Annotated in this window: 24 protein-coding genes; all 24 read left to right on the top strand. The window is 43.8% G+C overall.

The window, feature by feature from the left end; translation table 11 throughout:
• Positions 1–133 precede the first annotated feature (133 nt).
• The 24 genes from ilvN (at position 134) to DW025_RS08865 (ending at position 26,083) form a co-directional block, all read left to right on the top strand.
• The gene (gene ilvN / locus DW025_RS08750; RefSeq protein WP_015534958.1) at positions 134–610 is read left to right on the top strand and encodes an acetolactate synthase small subunit; all 477 of its coding nucleotides are present in this window, start codon (positions 134–136) and stop codon (positions 608–610) included.
• A gap of 70 nt (positions 611–680) precedes the next feature.
• Positions 681–1,706: a ketol-acid reductoisomerase gene (ilvC, locus tag DW025_RS08755; protein ID WP_015534957.1), complete on the top strand. Its 1,026-nt coding sequence runs from the start codon at positions 681–683 to the stop codon at positions 1,704–1,706.
• A 203-nt stretch (positions 1,707–1,909) separates the two neighbouring features.
• Positions 1,910–2,407, top strand: a complete 498-nt coding sequence (greA, locus tag DW025_RS08760; RefSeq protein WP_015534956.1) for a transcription elongation factor GreA — start codon at positions 1,910–1,912, stop codon at positions 2,405–2,407.
• A 9-nt stretch (positions 2,408–2,416) separates the two neighbouring features.
• Complete coding sequence (locus DW025_RS08765) at positions 2,417–2,956, top strand: anti-sigma factor family protein (protein ID WP_022216444.1); 540 nt, start codon at positions 2,417–2,419, stop codon at positions 2,954–2,956.
• A 42-nt stretch (positions 2,957–2,998) separates the two neighbouring features.
• The gene (gene polA / locus DW025_RS08770) at positions 2,999–5,644 is read left to right on the top strand and encodes a DNA polymerase I (protein ID WP_119999593.1); all 2,646 of its coding nucleotides are present in this window, start codon (positions 2,999–3,001) and stop codon (positions 5,642–5,644) included.
• Positions 5,631–6,239 (top strand): dephospho-CoA kinase, encoded by a 609-nt coding sequence (coaE, locus tag DW025_RS08775; protein ID WP_242992605.1) that lies wholly within the window; start codon positions 5,631–5,633, stop codon positions 6,237–6,239. Before polA ends, coaE begins: the two co-directional genes overlap by 14 nt.
• Before the next feature lie 132 nt (positions 6,240–6,371).
• Entirely contained in the window at positions 6,372–7,403 is a 1,032-nt protein-coding gene (pta, locus tag DW025_RS08780; RefSeq protein WP_055222666.1) for a phosphate acetyltransferase, read from the top strand.
• A gap of 57 nt (positions 7,404–7,460) precedes the next feature.
• Positions 7,461–8,654, top strand: coding sequence for an acetate/propionate family kinase (locus tag DW025_RS08785; protein WP_118016537.1), 1,194 nt, complete (start codon positions 7,461–7,463; stop codon positions 8,652–8,654).
• 118 nt (positions 8,655–8,772) lie between these two features.
• Positions 8,773–9,288 carry a YceD family protein gene (locus tag DW025_RS08790; protein WP_119999595.1) on the top strand — a complete coding sequence of 172 codons (516 nt, stop codon included), beginning with the start codon at positions 8,773–8,775 and terminating at the stop codon, positions 9,286–9,288.
• A 13-nt stretch (positions 9,289–9,301) separates the two neighbouring features.
• The gene (rpmF, locus tag DW025_RS08795) at positions 9,302–9,484 is read left to right on the top strand and encodes a 50S ribosomal protein L32 (protein ID WP_004850916.1); all 183 of its coding nucleotides are present in this window, start codon (positions 9,302–9,304) and stop codon (positions 9,482–9,484) included.
• Between the two features lie 229 nt (positions 9,485–9,713).
• Entirely contained in the window at positions 9,714–10,724 is a 1,011-nt protein-coding gene (gene plsX, locus DW025_RS08800; RefSeq protein ID WP_118649149.1) for a phosphate acyltransferase PlsX, read from the top strand.
• Entirely contained in the window at positions 10,724–11,413 is a 690-nt protein-coding gene (rnc, locus tag DW025_RS08805; protein WP_117548951.1) for a ribonuclease III, read from the top strand. Before plsX ends, rnc begins: the two co-directional genes overlap by 1 nt.
• A gap of 3 nt (positions 11,414–11,416) precedes the next feature.
• Positions 11,417–14,974: a chromosome segregation protein SMC gene (gene smc, locus DW025_RS08810; RefSeq protein ID WP_119999597.1), complete on the top strand. Its 3,558-nt coding sequence runs from the start codon at positions 11,417–11,419 to the stop codon at positions 14,972–14,974.
• Between the two features lie 30 nt (positions 14,975–15,004).
• On the top strand, positions 15,005–15,982 hold the full coding sequence (ftsY, locus tag DW025_RS08815) for a signal recognition particle-docking protein FtsY (RefSeq protein WP_022216450.1): 978 nt from the start codon (positions 15,005–15,007) through the stop codon (positions 15,980–15,982).
• 107 nt (positions 15,983–16,089) lie between these two features.
• Positions 16,090–17,334 (top strand): threonine ammonia-lyase, encoded by a 1,245-nt coding sequence (gene ilvA, locus DW025_RS08820; protein ID WP_119999599.1) that lies wholly within the window; start codon positions 16,090–16,092, stop codon positions 17,332–17,334.
• Between the two features lie 15 nt (positions 17,335–17,349).
• Positions 17,350–18,789: an ASKHA domain-containing protein gene (locus tag DW025_RS08825; protein WP_119999692.1), complete on the top strand. Its 1,440-nt coding sequence runs from the start codon at positions 17,350–17,352 to the stop codon at positions 18,787–18,789.
• Positions 18,786–19,583, top strand: a complete 798-nt coding sequence (locus DW025_RS08830; protein ID WP_015534947.1) for an MBL fold metallo-hydrolase — start codon at positions 18,786–18,788, stop codon at positions 19,581–19,583. The genes DW025_RS08825 and DW025_RS08830 overlap by 4 nt, the downstream gene beginning before the upstream one ends.
• A gap of 73 nt (positions 19,584–19,656) precedes the next feature.
• Positions 19,657–19,929 (top strand): ACT domain-containing protein, encoded by a 273-nt coding sequence (locus tag DW025_RS08835; RefSeq protein ID WP_015534945.1) that lies wholly within the window; start codon positions 19,657–19,659, stop codon positions 19,927–19,929.
• A 36-nt stretch (positions 19,930–19,965) separates the two neighbouring features.
• Positions 19,966–21,330, top strand: coding sequence for a PFL family protein (locus DW025_RS08840; protein WP_022216453.1), 1,365 nt, complete (start codon positions 19,966–19,968; stop codon positions 21,328–21,330).
• A 169-nt stretch (positions 21,331–21,499) separates the two neighbouring features.
• On the top strand, positions 21,500–23,368 hold the full coding sequence (locus tag DW025_RS08845) for a TIGR03960 family B12-binding radical SAM protein (RefSeq protein ID WP_118016534.1): 1,869 nt from the start codon (positions 21,500–21,502) through the stop codon (positions 23,366–23,368).
• The gene (locus tag DW025_RS08850) at positions 23,343–24,050 is read left to right on the top strand and encodes a TIGR03936 family radical SAM-associated protein (RefSeq protein WP_242859136.1); all 708 of its coding nucleotides are present in this window, start codon (positions 23,343–23,345) and stop codon (positions 24,048–24,050) included. Before DW025_RS08845 ends, DW025_RS08850 begins: the two co-directional genes overlap by 26 nt.
• 46 nt (positions 24,051–24,096) lie before the next feature.
• Positions 24,097–25,263 carry a ribonuclease E/G gene (locus tag DW025_RS08855; protein ID WP_117548956.1) on the top strand — a complete coding sequence of 389 codons (1,167 nt, stop codon included), beginning with the start codon at positions 24,097–24,099 and terminating at the stop codon, positions 25,261–25,263.
• A gap of 156 nt (positions 25,264–25,419) precedes the next feature.
• Positions 25,420–25,728 carry a 50S ribosomal protein L21 gene (rplU, locus tag DW025_RS08860; RefSeq protein ID WP_004850943.1) on the top strand — a complete coding sequence of 103 codons (309 nt, stop codon included), beginning with the start codon at positions 25,420–25,422 and terminating at the stop codon, positions 25,726–25,728.
• A 28-nt stretch (positions 25,729–25,756) separates the two neighbouring features.
• Positions 25,757–26,083, top strand: a complete 327-nt coding sequence (locus tag DW025_RS08865) for a ribosomal-processing cysteine protease Prp (protein ID WP_015534943.1) — start codon at positions 25,757–25,759, stop codon at positions 26,081–26,083.
• Positions 26,084–26,087: the final 4 nt, after the last annotated feature.

The raw sequence follows: 26,087 nt of genomic DNA on the forward strand, positions 1-26,087 counted from the left end.
CACAACAAAAATTATCAGAAATAACAGATAAAAATAATTACAAAATTCACGTTATAAATTGACATTAAAGTGGTTTATAACTATAATAATTTAGTACATTTTAAAGAGACGAGTTGAAAGGTGGTACATATAGATGGGTAATATTGTTTTGTCACTGCTTGTTGACAACACATCGGGAGTTTTGAGCAGAGTGTCAGGACTGTTCAGTAGAAGAGGTTATAACATTGACAGTGTGACAGTAGGAGAGACTGAGAATCCCGCTTATTCCAGAATGACTGTTGCAGTTAGCGGCGATGAAGCCAGCCTTATCCAGATCAAGAAACAGCTCAACAAGCTTGAGGATGTAGTGGATATAGTGGAGCTTGAGCCTGGCAAGTCTGTATGCAGAGAGCTCGTTCTTGTCAAGGTTAAAGCGAATCCGTCCGAGAGAAAGGATATTATCTCAGTTGCAGATATTTTCAGAGCAAATATAGTTGACGTTTCAAAAGATTCGGTTATTATAGAACTTACGGGAACAACAACCAAGTGTGAGGCGTTCCTCAGACTGCTCGATGGACATGAGATAGTTGAGCTTGTACGCACAGGTCTCACAGGTCTCATCAGAGGTTAATACGTTTTTAATTATCCAAGTGGTAGTTAATATATAAGTCATTTTATACATATTTAGGAGGATTAAAGAAATGGCAGAAGCAAAGATTTATTATCAGCAGGATTGCAATCTTTCATTACTTGATGGAAAGACAATCGCAATCATAGGATATGGTAGTCAGGGTCATGCACATGCCCTCAACGCTAAGGAGTCAGGATGCAATGTCATCATCGGTCTTTACGAGGGAAGCAAGTCATGGGCTAAGGCTGAGGCACAGGGATTTAAGGTATACACAGCCGCTGAGGCTGCAAAGCAGGCTGATATAATTATGATTCTTATCAACGATGAGTTACAGGCAGATATGTACAAGAAGGATATCGAGCCAAACCTTGAGCCAGGTAACATGCTTATGTTCGCTCATGGTTTCAACATTCACTTCGGTTGTATCAAGCCACCAAAGGATGTTGACGTAACAATGATTGCTCCAAAGGCACCTGGACACACAGTACGTTCAGAGTACCAGGCAGGAAAGGGTACACCTTGTCTTGTTGCTGTAGAGCAGGATGCTACAGGTAAGGCACTTGACCTTGCACTTGCATATGCACTTGCAATCGGTGGAGCAAGAGCCGGCGTTCTTGAGACAACATTCAGAACAGAGACAGAGACAGACCTCTTCGGTGAGCAGGCAGTCCTTTGTGGTGGTGTTTGTGCACTTATGCAGGCTGGTTTCGAGACACTTTGCGAGGCTGGTTATGATCCAAGAAACGCATACTTCGAGTGTATCCATGAGATGAAGCTTATCGTAGACCTTATCTACCAGTCAGGATTCGCTGGAATGAGATATTCAATCTCTAACACAGCAGAGTACGGTGACTATATAACAGGTCCTAAGATCGTTACAGCAGAGACAAAGAAGGCTATGAAGCAGATCCTTAAGGACATCCAGGATGGTTCATTTGCTAAGGAGTTCCTCCTTGACATGTCACCAGCAGGACGTCAGGTTCACTTCAAGGCTATGAGAAAGCTTGCTTCAGAGCATCCATCAGAGAAGGTTGGAGAGCAGATCAGAGCACTTTATAGCTGGAACAACGAGTCAGACAAGCTTATCAACAACTAATTTCTGGTTATATATTTAAACGTATACACTTTACCCGGTAATTACTGCATGCAGTGGTTGCCGGGTATTTTTTTTGAGGGCCGTATCCGCACTGGATACAGGCAGCCGCTATGATAACCAGTGCAGCAACACCTCATTTTACTTTGAATGGATTTTGTGATAGTATATATAAAGTATTGCGTTAGATTTGGAGGCGTATCGATATGGGTAAGCAGCTTACAAAAAAAGACATCGAAAAGATGGAACAGGAGATCGAATATAGAAAATGTGTAGTCAGGAAGGAGAAGCTTGAAGCCGTAAAGGAGGCCAGAGCTCAGGGGGATCTCAGTGAGAATTTCGAATATTATGCAGCAAAGAAAGACAAGAATGCCAATGAGCGAAGAATCAGATATCTGGACAGGCTTGTCAGGACTGCAGATATAATAGATGATACTTCAGCAGACGATGAGGTTGGAATTGATAACACGGTAACCGTTTATTTTGAGGATGACGACGAGGAGGAAACATACAGAGTTGTCACAAGCGTTCGTGCTGATGTGCTTGACGGAAGGGTGAGCAACGTATCACCTATAGGCAGGGCGATCATGGGACACAAGGTTGGCGACAGAGTCCAGGTCGTTCCAGAGAAGGGTGAACCGTATTATCTAGTCATAAGAAAGATTGAAAACACACAGGATGATGGATCATTTGAGATTAACTAGGTGGATCATATGAATTGTTTGGAAGCACAGTCAAAGATAATGGCGTTTATTGAGAATAAACTCCCTGACGATGAACTCAGAGAGTTTATTAAGCATGTCAGATCATGCAAAAACTGCTATGAAGAGCTGGATATCTATTACACGCTTATAGTTGGTATGAAACAACTGGACGAGTCTGATAATATATCTACAGATTTTAAGAATGCCCTGGATAAGCATCTTGAGGAAGAGATGAACAGACTTACCACGGTAAAGAGAATAGCAAATTCCACGATACTGGTCGGAATTGCAGCCGTTGTTGCCGGACTTATATGGTTGTACAGCGGTGCTCTTGACAAGGTCTACAACTATGAACAGAATTCCAAACTCAGTGAGCAACCTGAATACTATTATGCTGAATTCTTTGGCTCAAGACTTTTGGACGATTCCCGCTATGATCTCAGTGATATCGACAGATATTACGAAGAACAAAACAAAGTCAGGGATGAAAGTACGGAATTTATGCAGAATATCAAAAAATATAATGCAAATCATAAGGGTATCGAATAGTCAGAATACTCTATGGCGAGCGGTAAATAAGAGGAGGTTTTCATGCCAGATAGAGGTAAAAAGATATTGATAATAGATGGACACAGCATACTTAACAGAGCTTTTTACGGGCTTCCGGATCTCACCAACTATGAGGGACTTCACACGAATGCTGTCCTCGGTTTTCTTAATATTATATTCAGGATAATCGACGAAGAGAATCCGACAAATGTATGCGTGGCATTTGACGTTAAACAGCCTACATTCAGACATCTTGTGTACAAAGAGTATAAGGGCACAAGAAAGCCTATGCCGGATGAACTGCGGGAGCAGGTACCACTCATAAAAGAAGTCTTGACAGCGATGAACGTAACCATAGTTGAGAAGGGTGGGTATGAGGCTGATGACATTATAGGAACATTGTCAAGAGTTGCAGATTCTGCCGGATACAAAGTCGTGATAGTATCGGGTGACAGGGATCTTCTGCAGCTTGCAACAGACAATATCCTCGTCCGTATTCCGAAGACAAAAGCAGGTGGAACCACGATAGAGAACTATTACGCAGATGATGTGAAGGATCTCTACGGAGTTACACCAGTCCAGTTTATAGATATGAAGGGACTTATGGGAGATACGTCAGATAACATCCCAGGGGTTCCCGGAATAGGCGAGAAGACCGCATCCAAGATCATTCAGCAGTGGGGATCTGTGGCCGGAGCTCTTGAACATATAGACGAGATCAAACCTCCTAAAGCCCAGAAAAATCTTGCGGAGTTCTCAGAACAGGCAATAATGTCCAGGGAACTTGCAGCGATCAAGCTTGACTGTGAACTGGATTTCAAGCTTGAGGATACCACATATGAGAACGCGTTTAATGACAGTTCATACAACATTTTCAAAAGGCTGGAATTCAAGAGTCTCTTAAAGAAGTTTGACAACAAGCAGACCGTAAGTGAACTGAAACCGGATATAACAGTGGTAAATTCTACAGCCGACTTTGCTTATATTGAGGATGCTGCAAAGAAATCAGAAGCTGTCGGTGTATACGTTGCCCACAGTGATGACATGATGCTCGGCATAGCCGTTGCCTGTGATTCAAAGAATGTGTATGTGATAAACTGTTCATCGGGTATAGATCCTGATGAGGCAGTCAAATTCATATACGATTTGAAGAATGCCGGAATCATCATATGCATGGAGGATCTTAAGAGCGCGCTGAAATATGTAGATTTTCATGAATGTGACACAAATGTACTTGATATAGGAGTGGCAGCATATCTCCTTAATCCGATGGAGGATTCATACGATTATGATGATGTCGCAAAGGAATATCTTGGCAACATACTTCCTTCTGAGAAGGAACTCATCGGCAAAGATGAATTGAATATATTTACATTTATAAGTGATAATTTCCTTGAAGTATTTTCGTACAAGGCGGTCGTTCCGCTCCTTGCAAAGGATATCGTCATGGATAAGCTTGCCAAAGAAGGCATGCTTGAATTGTACAATAAGGTTGAGCTCCCTACCGTTTACACCTTATACGACATGGAAAAACGCGGAATAAGAGTCGATAAGGCAGAGCTTGAGGAATACAGCAAAAAGCTTGAGAAGAGGATTCAGGAGCTTCACGATTCGATAATCGGTTACGCAGGAAAAGAGTTCAATATCAATTCTCCGAAGCAGCTTGGACCTATCCTTTTTGAAGATATGGGCATACCGGGCGGCAAAAAGACCAAGACGGGCTACTCAACAAGTGTGGATGTACTTGAAAAGGTCAAAAACGAACATCCTATCATCGGAGATATTCTGGAATACAGACAGCTCACAAAACTCAATTCCACATACGCAGTGGGACTTGTGAACTATATATCGGATGACGGACGTATTCACGGAACCTTTAACCAGACTATCACGGCAACCGGAAGAATAAGCTCAACAGAGCCTAACCTTCAGAATATACCTATGAAGCTGGAGCTTGGAAGACTTATAAGAAAGGCATTTATCCCTAAGGAAGGATATGTATTTGTAGATGCCGATTACTCACAGGTAGAGCTCCGTGTGCTTGCCCATCTGTCAGGAGATGAGGTTATGAAGAATGCCTTTCTGAATAACGTGGATATTCATGCCACTACGGCATCTGAGGTGTTTGAGGTTCCGATTGGTGAAGTGACACCTCTCCAGAGACGGCATGCCAAGGCTGTCAACTTCGGAATCGTGTACGGAATCAGCGCATTTGGTCTGAGTGAGGATCTGGGTATATCCAGAAAAGAGGCTTCCGATTTCATTGCAAAGTATTACGACACCTATAAGAGTATAAAAGCGTATTTGGATGAACAGGTAGCCCACGCAAAGGAAAAAGGCTATGTGACGACTATGTTCGGAAGGATCAGGCCTATCCCTGAGCTGAAGTCATCCAACTTTATGCAGAGGAGTTTTGGCGAGAGGGTTGCCATGAATTCGCCTATACAGGGAACCGCTGCGGACATAATCAAGATCGCCATGGTGAGAGTTAACATGAAGCTCAAGGAGCTCGGACTGAAGTCACAGCTTATCCTGCAGATACACGATGAGCTTCTTATAGAGGCTGCCGAGGATGAAGTGGACATAGTGAAGAAGCTTCTCGTTGATGAGATGATGCATGCCGCAGATATGACCGTACCTCTTGAGGTGGGCGTTGCATCAGGAAATAACTGGTATGAGGCAAAATAATATGAAGATCATAGGAATAACTGGTGGTATCGGTTCTGGAAAAACCGCTGTGCTTGATATAATGCAGCGAGACTACGGAGCATTCATTATGGAGGCCGACGCCCTGGCTCACAGACTCATGGAACCGGGACAGATATCATACAATGACATAGTGGAACACTTTGGAAGAGATATTCTTGATGAAGACAGCAGGATCGACAGAGCAAAGCTTTCAGCGGTCGTTTTCAGCGATCAGAAGCAGCTCGATATCCTCAATTCCATAACTCACCCAAATGTAAAAAAGGCCATTCTTGAATCCATGGAGGAGCAGAAAAAGTCAGGATGCAGACTATACGTTCTTGAAGCTGCACTGCTTATCCAGGATGGGTATTTGGACATCTGCGATGAGATGTGGTATGTCTATGCAGACGTTTCAAAACGAATTGAACGTTTGTGCGCTTATCGCGGGTTTACCGATGAAAAAGCAAGAAAAGTCATCGCTTCGCAGGAGCCTGACAGCTATTATGAGGAAAATTGTTCAAAAAAGATAGACAATTCAGGCAATTTAGAAAAATTGAGAAACCAGCTTAAGCTGGCGATGGGAATTGAGTGTTAGATTTTTTTAGTTATTATCACGGATTGTACGGATAAAAAGACAATTTTTTTGGCTATTTCTATTGAGAATAATGGGGCAATGAGTTAAACTTTAACTATGTGTGTTTTCATTATTTCAAAGGGGGAAATAAACATGAAGTTTATTGATCAGTTAAAAGAAAAAGCCAAACAGAATAAGAAAACGATCGTACTGCCTGAGACATCAGACATGAGAACAATCGAGGCAGCCGGCAAGGTATTGGCAGAGGGCATTGCGAACATTATCCTGGTTGGAGACAAGGAAGATATCATGAGCAGAGCTGGTGATATCGATCTCAGCGGAGCATCATTTGTTGACCCTAAGAATTATGAGAAATTTGATGAATACGTGGATGCTTTTGTAGAGATGAGAAGAAAGAAGGGCATGACCGAGGCAAGAGCCAAGGAACTGCTTTTAACAAACCCATTATATTTTGGATGTATGATGGTTAAGCAGGATGATGCAGACGGTATGGTTGCCGGTGCGATCAACGCATCAGCAGATGTGCTCCGTGCAGCACTTCAGACACTGAAGACTGCTCCGGGAACAAGAATCGTATCAGCATTCTTCCTGGTTGTAGTTCCAGATTGTCAGTATGGTGCCAATGGAACATTTGTATTTGCAGATGCAGGACTCAATCAGAGCCCGTCAGCGTCAGAGCTTGCAGATATCGCAGAGCAGTCAGCGAAGTCATTTGAACTTCTGGTTGATGAGACACCTGTTGTGGCTATGCTGTCACATTCAACAAAGGGAAGCGCAAAGCATCCTGACGTTGACAAGGTTATTGAAGCTACAGAGATCGTTAACGCTGAGTTCCCTGACCTTCTGTGTGATGGTGAGCTTCAGTCAGATGCAGCACTCGTTCCTGAGGTTGCAGCATCAAAGGCACCTGGAAGCAAGGTTGCAGGACATGCGAATGTTCTTGTGTTCCCTGATCTTGATGCAGCGAACATCGGATACAAGCTTGTACAGAGACTCGCAAAGGCTGATGCATATGGTCCTGTTACACAGGGTATTGCAAAGCCTGTAAACGACCTGTCAAGAGGCTGTGTTGCAGACGATATAGTTGGAGTTGTTGCCATAACAGCTATCCAGGCTCAGGCTCAGGAGGACGGCAGAATGAAGGTAACTCCAAAAGAGAGATAGTAAAAGATAATTTTTAAAGATGATTTATTTACACATAAGTTGTGCAGGAGGATTGAAATGAAGGTTCTTGTAATTAATTGTGGTAGTTCATCACTGAAGTATCAGCTTATTGATTCTGATACAGAGGCTGTTATAGCAAAAGGACTGTGTGAGAGGATCGGTATCGACGGAAAGCTCACACATCAGACCATGGGTAAGGATAAATATACAGTGGATGCCGCTATGCCGGATCACAATGCTGCTGTAAAATTTGTTCTTGACGCTCTTCTTGATACAGATAAGGGAGCTATCGCTTCACTGTCAGAGATCGACGCTGTTGGACACAGAATAGTTCACGGCGGTGAGAAGTTTGCGAATTCAGTAGTTATAACAGACGAAGTAATGGCGGCCATAGAAGAGTGTAATGATCTTGCACCACTTCACAACCCTGCCAACCTCATTGGAATCAGAGCATGTCAGGCACATATGCCGGGTGTTCCTATGGTTGCGGTATTTGATACAGCATTCCACCAGACCATGCCTGATAAAGCATATACATATGCAATACCTTACGAATATTACGAGAATTATAAGATAAGAAGATACGGTTTCCACGGAACAAGCCACAGCTTTGTATCCAAGAGACTGGCAGAGCTCATAGGCAAAGATATCAAAGATACCAAGCTTATCGTATGTCACCTTGGAAACGGATCAAGTATCACTGCGGTTGACGGCGGTAAGTCAGTGGACACTTCCATGGGACTCACACCTCTTGCAGGTCTTCCTATGGGAACAAGAAGCGGTGATATAGATCCTGCTATCCTTGAGTTCATTGCCGGCAAAGAAGGCAAGAGCGTTGAGGAGATAACAACTATTCTTAATAAGAAGTCAGGTGTATCAGGACTTTCGGGCGTATCAAGTGATTTCAGAGATCTTGACGCTGGTATGAAGGAAGGCAATGACAGATGCCGGCTCGCTCTCGATGTATTCTGCTACAGTGTCAAGAAATATATTGGAGCATATGCAGCTGCAATGGGAGGTCTTGATGCGATAGCGTTTACGGCAGGAATCGGAGAGAACAATCCATATGTAAGAAGAGTTTCAACAATGGATCTTTCATTCATGGGTATCGATATAGATGAGACTAAGAACGAGATCCGCGGCGAAGAGCAGAAGATCTCCACTGACGCTTCAAAGGTTCAGGTATGGGTAGTTCCTACAAACGAAGAGCTTGCCATTGCAAGAGAGACTGTAGAGCTTGTTACAAAATAAGTCTTCTGTATAACGACAGGATTCTGTTGACGGAATTGTATAAAAATTTTGCAATATTTTGTTGACAATAAATATCTGTATATGTATAATAGCAGATGTGCGATTTTTAGGAGATATTATGTTAATTGATTTATCTGAGATTTTATCCACTGAGGGATTGACTAAAAGCGTTGAAGTACATGTAGACTTTGATAATTTCCAGTTTAAGGGAATGGACTACCGGATTGGACAGGCAGATGATTTTCAACTGAATCTGTCGAATGACGGCAAGAACAGAGTCAAGGTTACCGGAAGCACTGATGTTGTCATGGAGCTTGTGTGTGACAGATGTCTGGAGGAGTTTGAGACAACTTTCCATATAGATATCGACACAGTTATTGATACTTCCGTTTTGGATTCTGATAAGGTAGATGAGATAGATGAGTTAAGCTATTTTGAAGACTGTAATATCGATATGGACGCACTGTTGAAAAAGGAACTGATGGGTTTAGTTCCAATACAGATTCTGTGCAGGGATGACTGCAAGGGACTCTGTAAGGTGTGTGGAACGAATCTGAATCATGGTACATGTAACTGTGATGATTTTGTTCCTGATCCGAGATTATCAGTTTTTAATGACATCTTAAAGAATTGAGGAGGTGTGAATAATGTCAATTTGTCCAAAGAATAAGAGCTCAAAGGCTAGAAGAGATAAGAGAAGAGCTAACTGGAAGATGTCTGCACCAGCATTAGTTAAGTGCAGCAAGTGTGGCGAGTTAATGGTTCCACACAGAGTTTGTAAGAACTGCGGTTCATACAACAAGAAAGAGATTATCTCAGTTGCTGAGTAATTTCCAGTTCTCACTCGGTATTTGAGTAGTAGAATAAACAAGACCTTTCTTATTTTTATAATAAGGAAGGTCTTTTTTCGTGCACATATATACATAGCGGTTTGTATATTTGTACTGAAATATTTGACTTTGACAATTCAGAAATATATAATGACCTTGTGCGTTTGCACCTAAAAATAATTATATGGTGGGATATCCCATAATACACGTAAGATAGGAGAGTTTTGATATGGGCGATACAAGAATTGTAGTAGATGCTATGGGCGGAGATTATGCACCGGAGTGGATCATAAGAGGTGCTGTAGAAGCTGTGAACGAAGGGGCAAAGGCTCATATAATTCTCACTGGAAAAGAGGCTGTCATAAAGGGTGAGCTTGCAAAATACACATATGACACCTCCAAGATAGAGATAAAGAACTGTACTGAGGAGATCACATGTCACGATGCACCTGTTCAGGCAATCAGAAGCAAGAAAGACTCATCACTTACAGTTGGAATGAATATGGTGAAAAGCGGTGATGCAGATGCGATAATATCTGCGGGAAGCTCAGGAGCCATACTTGCAGGAGGTCAGCTAATAGTTGGAAGATCTAAAGGTGTTAAGAGATCACCACTTGCGCCTCTCATCCCAACAACAAAAGGATACTCCCTGCTCATAGACTGTGGTGCGAATGTTGATGCAAGACCTGAGCATCTTGTTCAGTTTGCTAAGATGGGCACTGTATATATGGAGAACATAGAGAAGATCAAAAAACCTAGAGTAGCCATTGTGAATATCGGCGACGAGGAAGAGAAGGGCAACGCTCTCGTAAAGGAGACATACCCGCTTCTTAAGGAATGTAAGGATATCAACTTTATCGGAAGTATAGAGGCTCGTGAGATACCAAACGGTGCTGCAGATGTAATTGTCTGTGAAGCATTTGTGGGAAATGTAATATTAAAGCTTTATGAGGGGCTTGCAAAAATGCTTCTTGGAGAGATAAAGAAGGCGGTCATGTCCTCATTCAAATCCAAGATCGGAGGCGCACTGATAAAAGGTTCACTCGGCGAGCTCAAGGAGAGATTTAATGCCAAGACTAAGGGTGGCGCACCGCTCCTCGGTCTCAAGGGTCTTGTTGTCAAGATCCACGGCAATTCACATAACGAAGAAGTTAAAAGTGCAATATTCCAGTGTATCAGTTTCAGCGAGACCGGTGTAAATGCCAAGATAGCTGATAAGCTGAGTGAGGAGCAGGCATAATGAAGAAGGATTATGGTGAGCTTGAAAAAAGAATAGGATACGAATTCAAGGATATAAGACTTCTGATAACGGCTCTGACACACACGTCATTTGCAAATGAGCTTAAGGTTAATAAAACTGAGTCATATGAGAGACTTGAGTTTCTCGGGGATGCCATCCTTGAGTATATTGTGAGTGACTATCTCTTCCACAAGAAGAGAGAATATGAGGAGGGAAAACTCACAAAGCTGAGGGCAAGTCTCGTATGCGAATTTACTCTTTCACAGATATCCGAGAGTCTTGGATATGGCAAATTTGTCCTTCTTAGCAAGGGTGAAGCCCAGACAGGCGGAAGAACAAGGAAATCCATTCTGTGTGATCTCTTTGAATCCGTTCTCGGTGCGATGTATCTTGATGGCGGAATGGATGTCGCCAAGAAGTTTGTCCATCAGTTCCTGCTGGATGACGTTGAGACAAAATCATTGTTCTACGATGCAAAGTCAACCCTTCAGGAATTCTGCCAGAAGAATGGAAAAGAATTAAAGTATGAGCTCATAGAGGAGAAGGGGCCTGAACATAACAAGATATTTGTATCGGATGCCATGATAGATGGCCAGGCTACAGCCAGAGGTGAGGGTTCAAACAGAAAAAACTCCGAACAGATGGCTGCATACAAAACATTGTTACAATTAAGAAAAAAGCAGGATTAATTTATGTATTTAAAGAGTATAGAGGTAAATGGCTTCAAGTCATTTGCAAACAAGATAGTATTCAAATTCAATCACGGAATAACCTGTATCGTTGGACCTAATGGTTCGGGTAAGAGCAATGTAGCGGATGCAGTGAGATGGGTTCTGGGTGAACAGAGTGCCAAGAGTCTCCGTGGTTCCAAGATGGAGGATGTCATTTTCTCGGGAACACAGCTCAGAAAGCCGCAGGGCTCCGCATATGTTGCCATAACTCTTGACAACAGCGATCACAGCCTTCCTATAGATTATAATGAAGTCACAGTTGCAAGACGAGTATACAGATCAGGAGAGTCTGAATATCTGATTAACGGTACTGTCAGCAGACTGAAGGATGTATATTCTCTCTTCTTTGACACTGGTATCGGTAAGGAGGGTTATTCAATCATCGGACAGGGCCAGATCGAGAAGATCCTCAATGGTAAACCTGAGGAGAGACGAGAGCTTTTTGACGAGGCTGCCGGAATCGTAAAGTTCAAGAAGAACAAGGCTGCTGCGGAGAAATCACTTGAAGCAGAGAGGGACAATCTCAGCCGTGTCAACGACATTCTCAAGGAGCTTGAAAAACAGGTCGGACCACTCAAGGAGCAGTCTGAGACCGCAAGGAAATACCTGGCATTTAAAAATGAATTAAAAAAACTCGATGTGAATGCATTCCTTCTCGAGACAGAGAAACTTAAAACAGCTCTCGAGGAAGATCAGAACAGGCTCACTATCGTAAACGATGATATAGATGAGAGCAAGCAGGCGTATGAACAGACAAAGGAAGAATACGACCAGATAGAGACTGCTATAGAGCAGCTCAATTCCATAATTGAGTCATCTAAAAACGAGATTCATGAGAACAGGCTTGCAAAAGAGCGTGCTGAAGGTGAGATAAATGTTATCAACCAGCAGATAATCACACTCAAAATGAACGATCAGAACATACATGATCAGATAGACCGAATCAACAGTCAGATCGAGTCCGGCGAGAAAGAACTCACAGATTACACATCCCAGAAAGATGAACTGGATGACTCTATCTCAGAAGTTGAACAGGCACTTAAAACAGCCCAGAAGGAAAGCTCCGACATGACCTCCTACATAGAGGCCTGCCAGCAGGAGATTGAGAGCTGCAAGGCTGACATCATAGAATATATGCATGAGAGCGGTAATCTCCAGGCAAAGGTCGGAAGATATGACGCCATGCTGGAGAATATCAACTTTAGAAAGACACAGCTCAACCAGAGACTTCTGCAGTTTAAGAGCGACGATGCCGAGGACAAGAAGGACTATGAGTCACTGTCATCACAGCTTGCCGAACTTGAGGCGGGAGCAAAGGCCATTCTCGCGGGATTGGACAGTGCAACCGATCAGCTTGCCCAGAATCAGAATAGAAACAAAACTAACCGTGAGCTGATCCACAACACCAACGAGAAGCTTTCGGCAACAGAGTCCAAGATGGAGGCTCTCAGAAATATAACTGAGAGATACGACGGATACGGCAACAGTATCAGACGAGTCATGGAACAGAAGCAGTGGAATCCGGGTATAATAGGCGTTGTTGCGGACATAATCACGGTAAATCAGAAGTACGAGGTCGCTGTGGAGACTGCCCTTGGCGGAAGTATACAGAACATTGTCACTGAGGACGATGCCACTGCCAAGAGAATGATCTCATATCTGAAGACCAACAGACTCGGACGTGCAACATTTCTTCCGCTTAACACCATAACAGACCGCGGTTCCGTCAGAAATGATGTGCTCAGGGAAAAAGGAGTCATAGGAGTTGCATCAGATCTTGTTGAGGTCGATTCCAAATTCAACACGCTGGTAAAGAACCTTTTAGGCAGGATCATAGTTGTCGACAATATCGATAATGCCCTGGCTGTAGCGCGTAAGAACAATCAGTCGCTCAGACTTGTCACCATAGAGGGAGAACTGATAAATCCGGGCGGATCAATGACCGGAGGTGCATTCAGGAATTCCAGTAACCTTCTCGGAAGGAAGAGGGAGCTGGATGAACTCAAGGAGCAGATCGATAACCTGAAATCAACAGCGTCAAAGGCTGCGGCTCTCGACGCACAACTTAAGACTTCAAGAGATCAGCTCAGACAGGATATAGACAAATACAACTCCGAACTGCAGCAGGCATATCTGAAAAAGAATACTCTGACCATGAGTATTGAACAGGTCAAAGAAAAGCTTGCCGAATCTGAAAGAGTATTTGTCTCGATTGAGAAAGAGGTAGCAGAGCTCAATAATCAGATAACGGAGATAAACAACAATAAGAATTCTCTTGCCGACAACAACAAAAAGCATGAAGCCATGAGGCTTGAAGCTGAGGCAAGAGTGGAAGAACTTGAGGGACAGGGACAGGAGAACAAGGATAAGCTCACCGCTGCAAACGCAAGGGTATCTGAGCTTATGATTAAGTTTAATTCCGTCAAGCAGAAAGAGGACTTCATTGTAGAAAATATCCGAAGAATAAATATGGATATCGAAAAATACAAGGAAGAACTTGAGGGCTTTACAAGCCGCGTGGAGTCATCATTCAGTGAGATCACAGAGCTGGAAGACAGGATAGCTGCTATAAAGACAGATATCGCAAGCAGAACCGGAAGTATCGCTGACAACGAGGACAAGGTAAACGAATTCTCAGTCAAGAGAGAGGAATTACAGCAGAGCCACAAGGAATTCTTTGCCAGACGAGAAGAACTTTCCGAAAAGATTGCAGGACTCGAGAAGGACTCATACAAGCTCACATCGATAATCGAGAAGAACACTGAGAAAGCAGACGAACTCAGCAACTATATGTGGGAGGAGTATGAGCTTACATACAGCAGTGCCCAGGAACTCAAGGACGATAATCTTCCTGAACTGCCGGCACTAAAGAAGGAGATCGTTGCAGTAAAGGCCAAGATCAAATCCCTTGGAGATGTCAACGTCAATGCCATAGATGACTACAAGGAAGTCTCTGAGAGATACGAATTTCTCAAGGGACAGCATGACGATATAGTCAGTGCGGAGACCAACCTTGTAAATATCATTGCGGAGCTTGAAAAATCAATGCAGGAGCAGTTTGCCGAGAAGTTCAAGGAGATACAGGTCATGTTCGACAAGGTATTCAAGGAGCTGTTCGGTGGTGGACGTGGTGCACTTGAGCTGGTTGATACCGAGGATCTTCTTGAAACAGGTATCAGGATCATAGCACAGCCACCTGGAAAGAAGCTCCAGAATATGATGCAGTTGTCAGGTGGAGAGAAGTCCCTCACCGCCATAGCACTGTTATTTGCAATTCAGAGTCTGAAGCCATCACCTTTCTGTCTGCTGGACGAGATAGAGGCGGCTCTTGACGACTCGAACGTAAGAAGATTTGCACAGTATCTCAACAGGCTTACAAAGGATACGCAGTTCATAGTTATATCACACAGAAAGGGAACCATGGAGGCTGCTGATATCCTGTACGGTATAACCATGCAGGAGAAGGGTGTATCTACCCTCGTATCAGTCAACCTTATTGAGAACGATCTGGATAAATAACAATAGAAGATATTAAACAGGAGGTATGTCATGGCAGAGGAAAAAGAGAAAAAAGGATTTTTTGCGAGACTTAAGGCAGGTCTTGCAAAGACAAGAGATAATATAGTAGAAAGCTTTACAGATGTATTCGGTGCATCCCATATAGATGATGATTTCTATGAGAATCTTGAAGAGACATTTATCATGGCTGATATGGGATATGAGACGACTGAGAAGGTTATAGAGGGACTTAAGCAGAAGGTTGAGGATTCACACATCAAAGAACCTGCTGCCTGCAAGGAACTTGTGATCAATATAATCAAGAACCAGATGTCTGTGGACGATTCAGCGTACGACTTCGAGAATAAGAAGTCCGTTGTGCTGGTCATCGGGGTAAATGGTGTCGGCAAGACAACGACCATCGGAAAGCTTGCTGCCCAGTACCGCCAGAGAGGCAAGAAGGTTCTCATGGCTGCTGCCGATACATTCAGAGCTGCCGCCATAGATCAGTTAAAGACCTGGGCTGACAGGGCACAGGTTGATATAATTTCACACAATGAGGGCGCTGATCCCGCTGCAGTTGTATACGACGCAGTGGCTGCCGCCAAGGCAAGAGATACGGATATCCTTCTCGTTGATACAGCGGGAAGACTTCACAACAAGAAGAATCTCATGGACGAGCTTGCAAAGATGAGAAGGATCATCACAAGGGATTATCCGGAGGCAAATGTTGAGGCGCTCATAGTTCTGGACGGAACAACAGGTCAGAATGCCCTTGAACAGGCAAGACAGTTCAGCAATGTAACTGAGCTTGACGGTATAGTTATCACCAAGCTTGACGGAACTGCCAAGGGTGGTATTGCGATAGCGATCCAGGCAGAGCTTGACGTACCGGTCAAGTTTATCGGAGTTGGTGAGAAGATCGGTGATCTCCAGAGATTTGACCCTCAGGAATATGTCAACGCATTGTTCGCAGATTTTGACGAGGACAGATCCGAGATCGATATGCTCATCGGCGATGACATGTAATACTACGGCATATATAATGATCATATGTATGTATGTCAATGTACTTATATCTGTGCACAACCATATATGATTTTCAAAAGGATTTTTACATAAGGAGACATTAACAAATGGCAGAACAGAACACAACAGACAAACTGACACTTGCGAAATTTGAGGAGGCCTACGACATTGTACATAAGGTGGTTCTCCCTACAAAGCTCATATACAGTGACTATTTCAGTGGGATAACAGGCAACAAGGTATACTTCAAACCTGAGAACCTTCAGAAGACCGGTGCATACAAGATCAGGGGTGCATATTACAAGATAAGCACTCTTTCAGATGAAGAGAGACAGAAGGGACTGATAACAGCTTCTGCTGGAAATCATGCCCAGGGTGTGGCATATGCTGCAAAAGCATATGGAGTAAAGGCGACCATCGTTATGCCTTCATCTACACCTCTCATCAAGGTTAACAGAACTAAGGCATACGGCGCAGAGGTTATACTGTATGGAGACGTATATGATGAATCATGTGCATACGCTCTTGAGCTTGCAGAGGACAAGGGTTATACATTCATTCATCCGTTCGATGATCTCGATGTTGCCACAGGACAGGGCTCGGTTGCGATGGAGATCATAAAGGAGCTTCCTTTCGTTGACTATATCCTTGTTCCTATCGGAGGTGGCGGTCTGGCAACAGGTGTGTCCACACTTGCCAAGATGATGAATCCGAACATCAAGGTCATAGGTGTTGAGCCTGCCGGAGCAAACTGTATGCAGGCATCACTGAAGAACAAGAAGGTTACAACACTTCCATATGTCGACACCATTGCAGATGGAACTGCAGTAAAGACACCGGGAAGCAAGATTTTCCCATATATACAGAAGAACATAGATGATATTATAACTGTAGAGGATAACGAACTCATCGTTTCATTCCTCGATATGCTTGAGAACCACAAGCTTCTTGTTGAGAATTCAGGCCTTCTCACAGTGGCAGCACTTAAGCATCTCGATGTAAAGGGTGCCAAGGTCGTAAGCATACTGTCGGGCGGCAATATGGATATGATAACATTTGCCTCACTTGTACAGCACGGACTTATCGCAAGAAGCAGGATCTTCACAGTTTCAACACTTCTTCCTGACAAGCCGGGTGCACTCATGAACATTTCAAAGGTTATCGCTGATCTCCAGGGAAATGTTATCAAGCTTGAGCACAACCAGTTCGTATCCATCAACAGGAATTCAGCAGTTGAGCTTGTTATCACTATGGAGGCATTTGGCCCTGAGCACAAGCAGCTCATCATCAACACACTTGCTGATAAGGGCTACAAGCCAAAGGAAGTCATGACAAAGGGAATATACAATTAATTGTAGTTGATATCGATGATTAACGATGAACTCACTTTAACCGTAAATGACAACAAAATAATCGCCTGCAGACGCGGTGACAATCTGTTCAAGGTGCTGTGCAGCGCCGGATATGTGTTCAGTGGAAACTGCGGAGGTCTTGGAAGGTGTCAGAGATGTCTGGTGGATGTAAAAGGTGCGGGCACGGTAAAAAGCTGTACCTACACTATCACTGATAACATACAGATAACCATAGGTGAGGATAACATGTCAGTCCTTGCTTCGTACAAGGGTGCTGATGAATCCAACAACGTATATAATGGCGATGGTTGTGGTATAGGCATAGCTATAGATTTAGGCACCACCACCATCGCCATAGAACAGATAGATATGTCTGATGGAAGTGTCACGGGCAGATGTGGATTTATGAATCCGCAGATTGAATATGGCAGCGATGTCATATCGAGGATCCGAACAGGCTCCACAGAAGATGGACTGGCAAAGCTCAGAAGCTCAGTAGTCACAAGGATTTCCTCAGAGTTGGCCGGAATGGGGTATGCCCCTGCAGATATATCAAGGATAATTATTTCCGGAAACACCACCATGAATGCAATACTTGAGCGGCTGCTTCTGGACAATCTCGGGCATGCACCATTTGAGATCAGGAATCCTGACAGTATAACAGTATCAGGGAAGGATTTCTTTGATGATGATAGATTTTGCAGTGCGGAAGTCACATGTCTTCCTAATCTCAGCGCATTTGTTGGAGCTGACGCATTGTGCGGTGCAGTCGTCTGTAACATTGACAGGTCTGACAAATATCAGTTGTTTGCAGATCTCGGAACAAACGGAGAACTCATACTTGCAAAGCAGGGCATCGGTTATGCCACCTCATGTGCATGTGGTCCGGCATTTGAGGGAATGCTGAGGAGAGGTGTTGCAGCTCCAACCACAGCCTTTGATCTGCTGAACAGACTTAATTTGCTACACATAGTGAATGACGATGGAGTCCTGGTTGATCAGTATATAGACGGAGGCTACAGACTTGCGGGTGGAGTGACAATTGACATGGATATGATCAGAAGCTTTCTCCTTGCAAAGGCAGCCATATGTGCAGGGATAGAATCCCTCATGGATATGGCGGGGATAACGGCAGAGGACGTATCACGTGTATATCTGGCAGGAGGCTTCGGGTGCAGTCTTAATATATCAAGTGCGGTAAGCCTTGGACTTTTTCCGGACAGTTTTCAGGAAAAATCAGAATTTGCAGGAAATACATCCCTGCACGGAGCACATAAGTGCTTGATTGATAAGAGTTTTATTGATAGAATATATGCGTTTAAAGAGACCCTGACTGCTGCGAATCTCGGTGAGCTTGAGGGCTTTGACAGAAGATATTACAGTCATATGGATCTCAGACCATGGACCGCACAGTCACATGGTACAAATAAATTACAACAGAAGAGTAGATTATGAAATTACTAAGTATAGCAAGCGGTAGCAGCGGTAACTGCTATTACGTCGGCAATAGCGATACCCATCTTCTTGTGGATGTAGGCATAAGCTGCAAGAGGGTTGAAAACGCCCTTAAGGATGAGGGAATAAAGCCGTCTGAACTCGATGGTGTTCTTGTAACGCATGAGCATATAGATCATGTGAAGGGCATAGGTGTTCTGGCAAGAAAGCACGGTGTTCCTATATATGCCACTGCAGGAACCATAGCTGAGATGAAGAAGATGACCTCCCTTGGCAGTATCGATGAGGGACTGTTTCATGAGATTCGTCCTGATGAAAAGATACTGATAAAGGATATAACCGTTGATCCGTCATCCATCTGGCATGACGCAGCGGATCCGGTATGCTACAGCCTGTATGGAGATGGCAAAAAAGTGTCCATAGCGACTGATATGGGCAATTATAATGATTATATTGTAGATAAGCTTGACAACTCAGATATAATGGTAGTTGAGGCCAATCATGATGTCAGAATGCTTGAGGCAGGACCATATCCTTATTATCTCAAGAGACGAATCCTTGGCAACTATGGTCATCTGTCCAACGAATTGTCAGGGCAGCTCATATACAGACTTCTGAATGACCATGTGAAGGGTATCCTTCTGGGACATCTGAGCAAGGAGAACAATTTTGAAGAGCTGGCATACGAGACAGTCAAGCTGGAGCTTGAAAACAATTCATACGCCAACGATGTAAGGGAATTTGGGCTGGCAGTAGCCAGAAGAGACATGCCTATGGCTGCCATAGAGGCATAGGCTGATTTTTAGGAGTGAATAAAGATGGGTTCTGTATGTACAGGCTCCATCATCAACAAGGAGGATAAATGAAATGAAAAAGAGAATCATAACTGTAGTAGGTAAGGACAGCGTGGGAATCACAGCTAAGGTATGTGTATATCTGGCAAACAACCAGATCAATATACTTGACATATCACAGACTATAGTTGCAGGGTACTTCAACATGATGATGGTGGTTGATACACAGGAGTCATCCAAATCAACAGAGCTCATCGCATCAGAGCTCGGACAGATCGGAGAAGAGATTGGAGTACAGATAAAGGTACAGCACGAGAAGATCTTTGAGACAATGCACAGAATCTAATAATATACAGTCTGACAGACAGAAAAGAGGATATACATGATTAGCATAAATGAAGTAATCGAGACCAACAAGATGATCTCAGACATGAATCTGGATGTTCGTACCATCACAATGGGAATCAGTCTTTTGGATTGTGTAGGTACAGATGTGGATGATACATGTACAAAGATATATAACAAGATAACAACATATGCCAAGGATCTTGTATCAACAGGTCAGGAGATATCAAGAAGATATGGTATACCAATCGTCAACAAGAGAGTTTCTGTAACACCTATAGCACTGGTTGGTGGTTCCGTATGTAAGACCACCGGAGATTTTGTAAAGATCGCAAAGGCTCTTGACAAGGCTGCAGACACCATAGGAGTCAACTTCATCGGAGGATATTCAGCGCTTGTAAATAAGGGCATGACTCCTGCTGATGAGCTTCTTATCCGTTCAATTCCTGAAGCACTCTCAAGCACAGGAAAGGTGTGCAGCTCCATAAATGTAGGTTCAACCAAAACCGGTATAGATATGGATGCAGTCAAGATTCTCGGAGAGATGATCAAAGACACTGCCGAGCTCACCAAGGAAGCAGATTCCATCGGTTGTGCAAAGCTTGTAGTATTCTGTAACGCACCTGATGACAACCCATTTATGGCCGGTGCATTCCACGGTGTTACCGAGGGAGACTGTGTCATCAATGTCGGAGTCAGCGGCCCTGGTGTTGTAAAGAAAGCCCTTGAGAAGGTAAGAGGAGAAAACTTTGAGGAACTCTGCGAGACCATCAAGAAGACAGCTTTCAAGGTAACCAGAGTTGGACAGCTCGTTGCAAAAGAGGCATCCAAGATGCTCGGCGTACCATTTGGTATAGTTGACCTGTCACTTGCCCCTACTCCTGCAGTCGGAGACAGTGTAGGTGAGATTCTCGAGGAGATCGGTCTTGAATACGCCGGAGCTCCTGGTACAACAGCAGCACTTGCGCTCCTCAACGATCAGGTTAAGAAGGGTGGAGTTATGGCTTCATCATACGTCGGAGGACTCTCCGGTGCATTCATCCCTGTATCTGAGGACCAGAGAATGATCGATGCAGTTTCCGCAGGAGCATTAACTCTTGAGAAACTTGAGGCCATGACATGTGTATGTTCAGTAGGTCTTGATATGATAGCAATTCCTGGTGATACATCACCTGCAACCATATCAGGAATTATCGCTGATGAGATGGCTCTTGGTATGATCAACCAGAAGACAACCGCTGTAAGACTTATCCCTGTTATCGGTAAGACAGTTGGAGATCAGGCTGAATTTGGCGGACTTCTCGGATACGCACCTATCATGCCTGTCAACAGATTTGCATGTGATAAGTTTGTCAACAGAGGTGGACGTATTCCAGCCCCTATCCATAGTTTCAAAAACTAATATTGGATAATGCGGTATAGGATCACAGTTCCTGATACGATATAGATATATAGAGGATGCGCACTGAATACGGAAATTCCGTGCGCATCTCTTTTGCTGTAATTGAATATTTCCATTTGGAGATATCAGATAATATGATCACAAGAAAATTATTTAAGGATATTATTTTATGAGAAGATTAGCTTTACCGGATGAAATACTGATGAAGGTTGAAAAGCCCGCCAGATATATAGGTGGAGAATACAACAGTGTTATGAAGGACAAGGACAAGGTTGATGTGCGTTTCTGCATGTGTTTTCCTGATGTATACGAGATAGGTATGTCCCATCTCGGAATTCAGATACTGTACGATATGTTCAACAGGAGAGAGGACACATGGTGTGAAAGAGTTTATTCGCCATGGCCTGATCTGGACGCGGAGATGAGAGAACATGACATCCCTCTGTTCGCGCTGGAATCCCAGGATCCTATAAAGGATTTTGATTTCCTTGGAATAACACTCCAGTACGAGATGTGTTACACCAATATTCTTCAGGTGCTTGATCTGGCTGGAATCCCACTCCGTACAAGAGACAGAAAAAAGGGAGACACACTTGTTATAGGCGGAGGCCCATGCTCATACAATCCTGAGCCTATAGCAGACTTCTTTGACATATTCTATATGGGTGAGGGCGAAGTATCATATGATGCACTTCTGGAGCTTTACAAGGTGTATAAGCACTCTGATATGACCAGGGAAGAATTTCTCATAAAGGTGTCCAACATTCCGGGATTATACGTTCCTGAGCTCTATGAAGTCACATACAAGGAAGATGGCACGATAGCTTCATTTGCTCCTAGATTTGAAGATGTGCCTGCCACGATAACCAAGACGGTTGTCATGGATCACAGCAAAGTCACATACCCTGAGAAGCCTGTTGTGTCATTCATGAAGCTCACTCAGGACAGAGTTGTTCTTGAGATCATGCGCGGATGTATAAGAGGCTGCAGATTCTGCCAGGCTGGAATGATATACAGACCAACCAGACCTAAGGATGTCAATCTGTTAAAGGGCTATGCTGAGAAAATGCTGGCAAGTACAGGACACGAGGAGATAACCTTCAGCAGTCTGTCGTCGAGTGATTACGAGGAGCTTCCGGAACTCACAGACTGCCTGATCGAGAAGATGGACAATGAGCATGTAAATATCTCTCTGCCATCGCTCCGTATAGACGCCTTTTCTCTGGATGTCATGAGCAAGATCCAGGATGTGAAGAAGAGTTCACTTACATTTGCCCCTGAGGCAGGAACGCAGAGACTCAGAAATGTTATAAACAAGGGTCTCACAAAGGAGAACATAATGGATGGTGCCCTGAAGGCCTTCAAAGGCGGCTGGGATAAGGTGAAGCTGTACTTCATGATGGGCCTTCCTACTGAGACATATGACGATATTGCCGGGATTGCAGACCTGTCGGAGGAGATCACTGAGCTTTTCTTTGCAAATATCCCAAGAGAAGAACGAAATGGACGTGTCATGGTCACCGCATCGGCATCATATTTTGTGCCAAAGCCATTTACTCCGTTCCAGTGGGCTCCGATGATAAGGCCTGAGGAATTTGTCAAGCGTGCATACTTTGTGAAGGACAGATTCCGTGCAGAGAAGAACCATAAGAGTCTTAAGTTCCAGTACCACGAAGCAGATATCACCATACTTGAGGGACTGCTTGCTCGAGGCGACAGGAAGCTCTGCGATGTAATATATGATGTCTATAAGGCCGGTCAGATATTTGACGCATGGACAGAGTTCTTCAAAAAAGAAAACTGGGACAACGCCATGGCAAAGCACGGTCTGGATATAGATTTCTACACATACAGGGACAGAAGTGTTGATGAGATACTTCCATGGGATTTCATTGATATAGGAGTCACAAGAAAGTTCCTTGAGAGAGAGTGGGAGAACGCCCAGAACGAAAAGGTAACCCCTAACTGCAGACAGCAGTGTTCCGGCTGTGGTGCCGCAAGATTTGGAGGAGGTGTATGTTTTGAAAATAAGAATTAAATACTCCAAGCTCGGTAACCTCAGATTTATAGGACACCTTGACGTTATGAGATATTTCCAGAAGGAGATAAGACGTGCCGGTCTGGATGTGAGCTATTCCAAGGGATATTCGCCTCACCAGATCATCTCGTTTGCCGCTCCGCTGGCCATGGGGATCACTTCTGATGGCGAATACTTTGACGGAGAATTTGAATCCGTTACAACATCCAGAGAGATGATCGACGCATTGAATGCCGTATCGGTTGATGAGATGAAGGTCACTGAGTGTGTACTTCTTCCCGATGATGCAAAGAACTCCATGTCAGTTGTGTCAGCATCGGACTATGTCATCTCATTCCTTGACAAAGCAGGAACTGAAGAACGGCATAATATACTGGACAGTGTGGAATCCTTCATGTCGCAGGATCAGATCGTCATTCTGAAAAAAACAAAGAAGAGCGAACGCGAGGAGAATATAAAACCTGGTATCATGACCTGCGAGCTGAGGGACGATCAGATATATATGCTGCTGTCAACCGGAAGTGAATACAACCTCAAGCCGGAGCTCGTCATGCAGGCTCTCTGCGCGTATGCGGGTGTCAGTCACAACCAGTTCCATTATCATATTCACAGACTGGAGACGTACATGGATGGCCCTGATGGCAATATAATACCTCTATACAAGGCCGGTTCACCATTCTAAGAGTCTGCCTGACCGTATATTTGAAAGATTATAAGGGGAATATCACATGAGAAAGCTGGTAGTTACACACTACGACAACAAAATATTACAGGCTGTTATACAGGATGGCAAAGTCACAGATCTTAACCTGTCAGAGGGCAGTACAGTCCTCGGCAATATCTATGTGGGCAAGGTGGCCAACATCGTAAACAATATAAATGCCTGCTTCGTGGATTACGGTGACAGACTTCCCTGCTACTACAGTCTGGATGACAATGATATTATATACGCCGATGGCAGGGAGCACACAAAGCTCAGGATCGGCGATGAGATAGTCGTTCAGATCAGCCGTGACGCAGTCAAGACCAAGAACCCTGTTGGTTCATCGGAGCTCACCCTCCGCGGGGATTACTGTGTGGTCCACACCGGGGAACAGATCGGTGTATCGAACAAGATAAGCAGCAGAAAGCTCCGGGACGAGCTTAAGGACATCGCGCGAAATACCCTCCCGGCGGGTATAGGTTGTATCATTAGGACAAATGCTGTGGATGCGGACCCTGAACTCATAAAACGTGAACTGAATGAGCTGGGCGGTCGTCTCACGCAGATCCTGAAGGCCGCAACAACCAGAAAATGCTTTTCCTGTCTGTACCGGAATCCACCGGAATATATAGAAAACATTACTTTCATGGGAAGTAATAAGCTAGATTCACTGGTAACCGATGATGAAGAAATATTCCACGTATTTGAGGATTACATAGAGAAAAAACAGCCTGGAACAATAGACTTAACGCTTCATACCGATACAGCATGTCCGCTTACGGCAATCTACAATCTCAATAAAGAAGTGGAGGGAGCTCTAAAGGAGAGAGTATGGCTTAAGTCAGGTGCCTACCTTATAATCCAGCAGACTGAGGCCATGGTAGTTGTGGATGTGAATACAGGCAAGGCTATATCAGGCAGAGATATGGAACAGCACATGCTGAAGGTCAACACCGAGGCTGCCATCGAAACCTGCCGTCAGTTAAGACTCCGCAATCTGTCAGGGATAGTAGTCATAGACTTTATAAACATGAAGAATCCCGATGATATTCTCAGGATACGTGATACCCTGATAAGAGAGCTGGCAGACGATCCTGTACCAGCCAAATTCGTAGATATCACCAAGCTTGGACTTATAGAGCTGACCAGAAAGAAGTTAAAGAGACCGCTTCACGAAATGGTTAAGCTTTGATGAAAATAAATCAAAAAATATTGTAAAAATATATCAGAAAATTATTGACAAATAATCATCTCAATGGTAGATTATATGAGTATGCCGCACAGTTAGGTATAAGTGTGTCAACAGACACCACCAAAACTGGCGAGTTTGATTAAGGAGGTATTAACCATGTACGCAATTATAGCAACAGGCGGTAAGCAGTACAAGGTAGCTGAAGGAGACGTGATCAAGGTTGAGAAGCTCGCAGCAGAGGCTGGAAGCGAAGTAACATTTGATGATGTTATCTTAGTAAGCACTGATTCAGACGTTAAGTGTGGAGATGCAGTTGCTAATGCATCTGTAACAGCATCAGTAGTTGGTGAAGGCAAGTCTAAGAAAGTTATTGTTTACAAGTACAAGAGAAAGACTGGCTATCACAAGAAGAATGGTCACAGACAGTCATATACTAAGGTTGAGATCAAGAAGATCAACGCTTAATTGGTATTGATTGTATCGATTATAAGACATGATTGATGTAGTTATTTATCAGAACAGCAATTCGGAATATATAGGATTTAAGACGGATGGACATGCGGAATATGATGATCCTGGACAAGATATCGTCTGTAGCGCAGTTTCAGCGATCACGATAACCATCCTGAACTCTGTTGAGAAGCTTTCAGATGTGAATTTCACACTTGACTGCGATCAGGAGAGCGGACATATGGATTTCATATTCACAGAGGAGCCGGATATCAAGGCACAGACTTTGATGCAGGCGCTTGTGATCGGTATATCCGGAATCGAAGAATCCTATGGCGATTATATTTGTATGACCTTTAAGGAGGTGTAATTGA

Source organism: Coprococcus sp. AF38-1 (genome assembly GCF_003603945.1).
GTDB lineage: Bacteria > Bacillota > Clostridia > Lachnospirales > Lachnospiraceae > Coprococcus > Coprococcus aceti.

Bases quoted from the DNA above. Each gene is read 5' to 3' on its own strand.
- DW025_RS08765 (WP_022216444.1), top strand. From the start codon at position 2,417: ATGAATTGTTTGGAAGCACAGTCAAAGATAATGGCGTTTATTGAGAAT.
- DW025_RS08830 (WP_015534947.1), top strand. From the start codon at position 18,786: ATGAAATTACTAAGTATAGCAAGCGGTAGCAGCGGTAACTGCTATTAC.
- DW025_RS08845 (WP_118016534.1), top strand. From the start codon at position 21,500: ATGAGAAGATTAGCTTTACCGGATGAAATACTGATGAAGGTTGAAAAG.
- coaE (WP_242992605.1), top strand. From the start codon at position 5,631: ATGAGGCAAAATAATATGAAGATCATAGGAATAACTGGTGGTATCGGT.
- rpmF (WP_004850916.1), top strand. From the start codon at position 9,302: ATGTCAATTTGTCCAAAGAATAAGAGCTCAAAGGCTAGAAGAGATAAG.
- DW025_RS08835 (WP_015534945.1), top strand. From the start codon at position 19,657: ATGAAAAAGAGAATCATAACTGTAGTAGGTAAGGACAGCGTGGGAATC.
- rnc (WP_117548951.1), top strand. From the start codon at position 10,724: ATGAAGAAGGATTATGGTGAGCTTGAAAAAAGAATAGGATACGAATTC.
- pta (WP_055222666.1), top strand. From the start codon at position 6,372: ATGAAGTTTATTGATCAGTTAAAAGAAAAAGCCAAACAGAATAAGAAA.
- ilvN (WP_015534958.1), top strand. From the start codon at position 134: ATGGGTAATATTGTTTTGTCACTGCTTGTTGACAACACATCGGGAGTT.
- DW025_RS08855 (WP_117548956.1), top strand. From the start codon at position 24,097: ATGAGAAAGCTGGTAGTTACACACTACGACAACAAAATATTACAGGCT.
- DW025_RS08825 (WP_119999692.1), top strand. From the start codon at position 17,350: ATGATTAACGATGAACTCACTTTAACCGTAAATGACAACAAAATAATC.
- DW025_RS08840 (WP_022216453.1), top strand. From the start codon at position 19,966: ATGATTAGCATAAATGAAGTAATCGAGACCAACAAGATGATCTCAGAC.
- greA (WP_015534956.1), top strand. From the start codon at position 1,910: ATGGGTAAGCAGCTTACAAAAAAAGACATCGAAAAGATGGAACAGGAG.
- ilvC (WP_015534957.1), top strand. From the start codon at position 681: ATGGCAGAAGCAAAGATTTATTATCAGCAGGATTGCAATCTTTCATTA.
- polA (WP_119999593.1), top strand. From the start codon at position 2,999: ATGCCAGATAGAGGTAAAAAGATATTGATAATAGATGGACACAGCATA.
- DW025_RS08790 (WP_119999595.1), top strand. From the start codon at position 8,773: ATGTTAATTGATTTATCTGAGATTTTATCCACTGAGGGATTGACTAAA.
- ftsY (WP_022216450.1), top strand. From the start codon at position 15,005: ATGGCAGAGGAAAAAGAGAAAAAAGGATTTTTTGCGAGACTTAAGGCA.
- smc (WP_119999597.1), top strand. From the start codon at position 11,417: ATGTATTTAAAGAGTATAGAGGTAAATGGCTTCAAGTCATTTGCAAAC.
- plsX (WP_118649149.1), top strand. From the start codon at position 9,714: ATGGGCGATACAAGAATTGTAGTAGATGCTATGGGCGGAGATTATGCA.
- DW025_RS08785 (WP_118016537.1), top strand. From the start codon at position 7,461: ATGAAGGTTCTTGTAATTAATTGTGGTAGTTCATCACTGAAGTATCAG.
- rplU (WP_004850943.1), top strand. From the start codon at position 25,420: ATGTACGCAATTATAGCAACAGGCGGTAAGCAGTACAAGGTAGCTGAA.
- ilvA (WP_119999599.1), top strand. From the start codon at position 16,090: ATGGCAGAACAGAACACAACAGACAAACTGACACTTGCGAAATTTGAG.
- DW025_RS08865 (WP_015534943.1), top strand. From the start codon at position 25,757: ATGATTGATGTAGTTATTTATCAGAACAGCAATTCGGAATATATAGGA.